General features: G+C 60.9%; 7 protein-coding genes. 4 read left to right on the top strand and 3 right to left on the bottom strand.

The features are described from left to right. Positions 1-455 (bottom strand): SrfA family protein (locus ERD80_RS10105; RefSeq protein ID WP_248295851.1); only part of this gene is annotated, 455 nt, incomplete at its 3' end. A gap of 153 nt (positions 456-608) precedes the next feature. Continuing rightward, positions 609-1,787, bottom strand: coding sequence for a benzoate/H(+) symporter BenE family transporter (locus ERD80_RS10100; protein WP_136546776.1), 1,179 nt, complete (start codon positions 1,785-1,787; stop codon positions 609-611). Positions 1,788-1,884: 97 nt separating this feature from the next. Here ERD80_RS10100 and ERD80_RS10095 point away from each other — a divergent pair, with 97 nt between their 5' ends. From ERD80_RS10095 to ERD80_RS10080, 4 genes are all read left to right on the top strand, one after another. Continuing rightward, positions 1,885-2,430, top strand: a complete 546-nt coding sequence (locus tag ERD80_RS10095; protein ID WP_136546774.1) for a helix-turn-helix domain-containing protein — start codon at positions 1,885-1,887, stop codon at positions 2,428-2,430. A 97-nt stretch (positions 2,431-2,527) separates the two neighbouring features. After that, complete coding sequence (locus tag ERD80_RS10090; protein WP_136546772.1) at positions 2,528-2,953, top strand: MarR family transcriptional regulator; 426 nt, start codon at positions 2,528-2,530, stop codon at positions 2,951-2,953. Positions 2,954-2,969: 16 nt separating this feature from the next. After that, positions 2,970-3,524 carry an isochorismatase family protein gene (locus ERD80_RS10085; protein WP_058758482.1) on the top strand — a complete coding sequence of 185 codons (555 nt, stop codon included), beginning with the start codon at positions 2,970-2,972 and terminating at the stop codon, positions 3,522-3,524. A gap of 244 nt (positions 3,525-3,768) precedes the next feature. After that, the gene (locus ERD80_RS10080) at positions 3,769-4,248 is read left to right on the top strand and encodes a DM13 domain-containing protein (RefSeq protein WP_136546770.1); all 480 of its coding nucleotides are present in this window, start codon (positions 3,769-3,771) and stop codon (positions 4,246-4,248) included. Between the two features lie 35 nt (positions 4,249-4,283). Here ERD80_RS10080 and pqqU read toward each other — a convergent pair. After that, positions 4,284-6,290 (bottom strand): TonB-dependent receptor PqqU (pqqU, locus tag ERD80_RS10075; protein ID WP_136546768.1); only part of this gene is annotated, 2,007 nt, incomplete at its 5' end.

The raw sequence follows: 6,290 nt of genomic DNA, 5'->3' as shown, positions 1-6,290 counted from the left end.
TCATCACGCGTGCGCGCCTGCGGGTCGACGAAGCCCCAGAAGGTGATCACCGGCTTGCCATCCACCAGATAGACGTATTGCTGATCGGGAAACTGCAGCGTCTTTGCCAGCAGCGCCCCAAACAGGCGCATCGCCGGATTGTCGGCATCCCGGGCGCGCAGGCTGAGCGCCTGCAAATCCTGCTGATTAAGGGTGAGCTGATCCAGCGCCTGACGCTTTTCGCGATCGCTGGCCGCCAGCCAGGATTTCACTTTGCCGCTGAATGGCGCGTACCAGTCAAGGCGGTCACCGCGCTCGTTGGCCTGCGGGATCGCGAGGCAGTTGGCCAGTGTCGTCTGGCGGCGCAAACGTAACGTTTCGCGAATTTGCAGGGCAGAAGCCCAGACCGGCTGGCCGTTCTCCCCCAGTGCCAGTAACGCGTCGAGATTACCGCTGCGCAGAAAAGTTTTTGCCACTCGTTGGGCCCTTATCGGTGGTTATCTGAAGCCAAACATCGGGTGTGATGGGCGATGGTAGTGATCTTAAGCCAAATGCGCCGCAATCAAACGGGGGAAAAAGGGGGGAAAACAGGGCGTTATTCCCTCCACGGTACGCGGGGTGGTGAAATGTTAACCGTTCCGGCGCGGGCTGAGCAGCAAATGGGTGAGGACGCCCCCGATCAGGCCCCAGAACGCCGAACCGACGCCGAGCAGGGAGATGCCGCTGGCGGTGATCAGAAATGCCACGATGGCGCTGTCGCGCTGCGCCGGTTCCGCCAGCGCGCGCTGCAGGCTGCCCGCCAGCGTGGCCAGCAGTGCCAGACCGGCCAGCGTGGCGATCAGCACCGGCGGCAATGCGCTGAGCATCACGGCGATCAGCGCGCCGGTAAAGCCGGTCAGCAGATAGAACACGCCCGCCAGCGCGGAAGCCACCCAGCGGCGCGCCGGGTCCGGATCGACATCATCGCCCATGCAGATCGCGGCGGTGATCGCCGCAATACACACCGAAAAGCCGCCGAACGGCGACAACAGCAGCGCGATCAGGCCGGTCCAGCCGGTGAGCGCGGAGACCGGCGGCCGGTAGCCATGCGCCTGCAGCGTGGCAATACCGGGCGCATTCTGCGACGCCATGGTCACCAGGAAGTAGGGCAAGCCGACGCCAATCAGCGCGGCAGGATTAAAGTGCGGCATGATAAATTCCGGCACGCTCAGCGTTAGCGCATGAGGCGGAAAGTGGATGGTGCGCTGACCCAGCGCCACCAGTACGCCTGTCACCAGCGCCAGCAGAATGGCATAACGCGGCAGCCAGCGGCGGCCCAGCAGCCATACCAGACACATGCTGCCGCACAGGGCAAAATGATCCTGTAAGCCGCTGAAGGTGCCGATGCCAAATCGCAGCAGAATCCCCGCCAGCATCGCGGCCGCCAGCGACTGGGGAATGTGGTTCATCAGCCGGGCAAACAGGCCGGTCATGCCGCTCAGCACAATCAGCAGATTGGTCGCGACAAACACCCCGACCACTTCATTCAGCGTCAGACCGTGCACGCTGGTGGCCAGCAGCGCGGCACCCGGCGTCGACCAAGCGGCGAGCACCGGCATCCGCGTCCACAGCGACAGACCGAGTGACGCCAGCCCCATGCCCACGCCCAGCATCGACAGCCAGCCGCCAATCTGCGCCGGTGAGGCGCCTGCAGCCTGCGCCGCCTGGAAGATCAGCGCCGCGGTGCTGCTGTAGCCGACCAGCACGGCGATCAGGCCGGAAATCAGCATCGGAAAGGAAAAAGCCGGACGAACAGTTGCAGTGGTCATGGAATCACATTCTGTTGTGCGTTATAACGCACATTGTGGCACGCACGGTATGGCGCGCACAAGTGGTACACTGCGCGCCCGCTTTTCAGGAGAATTCATGGAAAATCTGCATCAACATCTCAGCCAGGCGCTGAAGCAGCTGCGTCAGGCCAATGGCTGGAGCTTGACGCTGGCGGCGGCGCGCACCGGCGTGAGTAAAGCCATGCTCGGTCAGATTGAGCGCGGCGAGTCGAGTCCGACGATCGCCACGCTATGGAAAATCGCCACCGGCTTTAATGTGCCGTTCTCCTTTTTTGTGCAGAGCGGGGCGCAGTCGTCGGGCGACGTGGCGACCTTCAGCCAGCCCAATGCACAAATGCAGGTGAAGCCGCTGCTGCCGTATGACGCGCGTTTGCGCTTCGATCTACTGGAAGTGACGCTGGCGGCGGGCGCGCAAAGCGATTCGTCAGCGCACGAAAGCGGGGTGATTGAGCAGGTGGTGGTGCTGGAAGGTGAGTTGTTGCTGGGCATGGCGGGCAGCTGGCGTCGCCTGCAGGCCGGCGAGGCCAGCCAGTTCGCCGCCGATCAGCCGCACAGCTACCGCAATCCGCTGGCCAGCCCGTTGCGCTTTCATAGCCTGATTCACTATTTGCAGCGCAGCTGAGCGGCGGGATGCGCAATTACAAATTGATACGAAGGCAAACTACACAGTTTACCTGCGTATTTATATACTGCGGTCTCATCAGTAAAGGAGAAGGGCGATGAGCGAGCTGATTAGCGCCGCTGCCGCGTTACGCAGCATCAATGGCAAACTGATGCGCCGCCTGCGTGAATCGGCCCCGCCGGGCGATCTCACCTGGCCGCAGGTTTCCGTGCTGGGTTATCTGGTGCGCGACGGCGCAATGACAGTGACCGAGCTGGCCGCGCGTGAAGGGGTGCGCAGCCAGTCGATGAGTGCCACGGTCGCCAGCCTGCAGACGCTGGGCCTGGTACAGGGCGTGTCCGATGCGCAGGATGGCCGCAAAACCCGTTATCAGCCTACCGCTGTCTGCCTGCAGCTCATCGCCAGCAATCGCGCCCAGCGTGACGACTGGCTGCTGCACAGTATCAGCAGCCTGCTCAGTCCGCAGGAGCAGCAAACGCTGCTGGCCGCCATTCCCTTACTGCAACGACTCGCTGACCACTAATTTGAGAGGACTCACCATGGCTGTCACCACGTTAGATGCCCAAACCGCCCTGATTGTCATCGACCTGCAGCACGGCATCGTCCGCCTGCCGGTTACGCCGCGCCATCCGGATGAAGTGATTGCACGCGCCACGCAGCTGACGCAGGCGTTTCGCGCGAAACAGCTGCCGGTGGTGCTGGTGAACGTGGCGGGCGGCGCGCCGGGCCGCAATCAGCAGCCGCGTCACGATGCTGCTCTGCCGGCAGACTGGGCGGTGCTGGTGCCGGAAATGACCCCGCAGCCGGGCGATATCAGCGTAACGAAAAAAACCTGGGGCGCGTTCCACAATACCGATCTGCACCAGCAGCTGCAGCAGCGTGGTGTAACACAAGTGGTGGTGTGCGGGATTGCCACCAGTATTGGTGTGGAATCCACGGCGCGTCAGGCGTACGAGCTGGGCTACAACGTCACGCTGGCGACCGATGCGATGAGCTGCCTGAACGCCGAAACCCACCACAACAGCATTGAGCGCATCTTCCCGCGCCTCGGCGAAACCGGCACCACTGACGAAATCCTCGCGCTGCTGAACTGATGTTTTCCCTCCAGGGCTGGTACTGCCGGCCCTCATCTTTGCCGCTCCCTGCCGCGGGTTATTCTGCTGCGCCTCGCTTTCCCTGCCGCCGTTGAGAATTGGTTGTAACAGTGCTGGTTACTGTCACAGTATGCACAGCAACACGATAACCAATATTTAGCCTGACTTTACGTTTTTATTAACACCAGTGAGCAGCAGGATCGGGCAGAGCAGTACAGCGCTATTCTGCTGCAGGGAGGTAGGGATGCTAAAAAAATTAAACGTGCTTTATCTCATCGCCAGCCTGTTTTTTCTGGGCACCGGTATTACCTTAGGTCTGGTGCTGTCACCGTTAATTACCACGGAAGTGAATGCCACGCAAAAGGAGGTTGATCTGGCGAAACAGCAGGCGCTTTTTAGCGGTGAGTTTGATCGCCATCAGCCGGGCAGTGATGCGCTGTACTGGGCCAGCGGTAAAGTCTATCTCAATGAAAACGTTATCGCCTTTGAGGGGGAAATTGCCCCCGGGCCACACTATAAAATTTACCTCACCAAAACTCAGGCGTTTGATCAGCACTCATTTCTGCAAATAAAGCATCAGTCGGCGTTAATTGGCGATTTAAATAACTTTGGTGATTTTATTAAATCACTGCCGGAAGGCATCGATCCGCAGGAATATTGCGCCGTGCAAATCTGGAGTGAGCAATTTTCGAAATTTGTCGGCTCAGCGCGTTATCGCACCTGAATAAGGCACCGACGTGTGCCGGTGCCCGCATTAGATTACTGGAAAGCGTAACTCAGCGTCAGGCCGACGCTGTAATTACGCCCCGGTGCCGGTTCGTAATACCGGCCATTGCTCTCATTAACGATGACCGAGCCGATATAGTGGCGATCGAGCAGATTATCCACGCGGCCAAACAGATCCAGCGTCCAGTTCTGCACCAGCCATTTATAGCCGCTGTTCAGTCCCACCACCGTATACGCCGGCGCTTTGACATCATTCTGGTCGTTGGCCGCAATGTCGCTCAGGTAGCGCAGGTCGCCGCCGGCATACCAGCCTTGCTCCGGCGCGTAGGCCAGTCCGGCGTAGGCCATATTGCGTGCAATACCGGGGATGCGCTTGCCGTCACAGCTGTCGCTGCCGCAGGCGTTACTGCGGTAGCGCGCGTCGAGCAGTGTCCACGCGGCTTTCAGGTGCCAGTCATAGCCAAACTGCTGATCGAGCCCGAGTTCCAGGCCACGGCGGCGCGTCTCACCGGCGTTTTTGTAGCTGGTGCGGCCTTCGTAACTGCTGTCTGACACAATCTCGTTTTTGGTATCGGTCTGAAACAGCGCGGCGGTCAGCAGGCCGTTGCCGAGGCGTTTTTTGCTGCCGAGCTCCACGGTATTGCTGGTGGCCGGCTGCAGGTTGAGATTGAGCCCGGCCTGATCCGCCGCGCGGTAGGAGAGTTCATTGAGCGTCGGCGTTTCAAAGCCGCGACCGGCGGAAACATAGGCATTCCAGCCATCATCAATCGCGTATTTGAGCGAGGCCGCAGGCAGCCAGCGGTGGTAGCGGCGATTGCCGCTGTCATCCGGGTCGCTGGCGGTCACGTAATAGTCGTTAGCATCGAAATTGACCGTGCTGAAGCGCACGCCGGCGTCCAGCGACCAGCGATCGCTCAGCTGCCACGCGGTCTGCAGATAGGGATCGAGGTTCCACATCAGGTTGCGCTCGTTGCGGCGCAGATCACCCTGCACGCCGTAGTCGGTGGCGCCGTCACTGCGGGTGAAGTTCTGATAGCCTTTGCGCTTCTCGCTCATGGTTTCATAGTCGAGGCCGCCGGTCAGGGTCACCGGCAGCGTCAACAGCGTCGCGCGGTGCGTCCAGCGCGTATCAATGCCCTGGTAGTGGCGCGCCAGTGAAATGACACCACCGGGATAGCCGGCTTTCAGCTGGGTCGCCAGCGGGATGGACTGATACTGGGTGGTTTCGCGCTCACCGGCATAGAGCATCACGCTGAGATCGTCGTTGTCGCTCATCTGGCGCTGGTAGTGCAGACCCGCCTGGGTCTGATCAACGGTTTTGCGCGCGTTGTACAGCGTGACGTTGCTGGCCACCTGGCGCGGATTATCATGCCACTGATCCGGCGTCAGGCCGCCCGGATCCTGCGCCTCGACGTGAACGCTGTTGAACAGCAGTGTCAGGGTGCTGACATCGTCAATGCGCACGCCCAGTCTGGCATTGCCGAGGTTCTTCTGCGCGGCGCTGTGGTCGCGATAGCCGTGCGTGGTGAAGCGCGAAGCCGACACCGTATAGTTAACATCGCCGGCATGGCTGCCATCACCGGTGGCACCGCTCGCTTTCACGCTGTTGCGCCAGCTACCGTAGCTGCCGTACCAGCTGCTGGCTTCCAGCGTAGTCGGCTGCTGGCCGCGCTGGGTTTCCACATTGATCACGCCGCCCGATGCGTTACCGTACAGCGCGGAGAACGGGCCGCGCAGCACTTCCACGCGATCGATGGAACCGATATCGATATTCGAGGTTTGCCCCTGGCCATCTGGCATGCTGGCCGGAATGCCGTCAACGTACAGGCGAATGCCGCGCAGGCCGAAGGTGGAACGCGAACCAAAGCCGCGCACTGAAATCTGCAGGTCCTGCGCATAATTTTGTCTGTTTTGAATTTGCAGACCCGGTACGCTGGTGAGGTTTTCAGACAGGTTAACGCGCGGTGCGGCGTGGCGCATATCGTCGCCGCTGACGATGCTGACCGCCGCCGGAGTATCCAGCTCAGAAAGTCCACTGGC

Source organism: Pantoea sp. R102 (assembly GCF_004916815.1).
Taxonomy (GTDB): domain Bacteria; phylum Pseudomonadota; class Gammaproteobacteria; order Enterobacterales; family Enterobacteriaceae; genus Pantoea; species Pantoea dispersa.
Note: the sequence above shows the minus strand (reverse complement) of the source record. Positions and strands in the feature narration are given on the sequence as shown.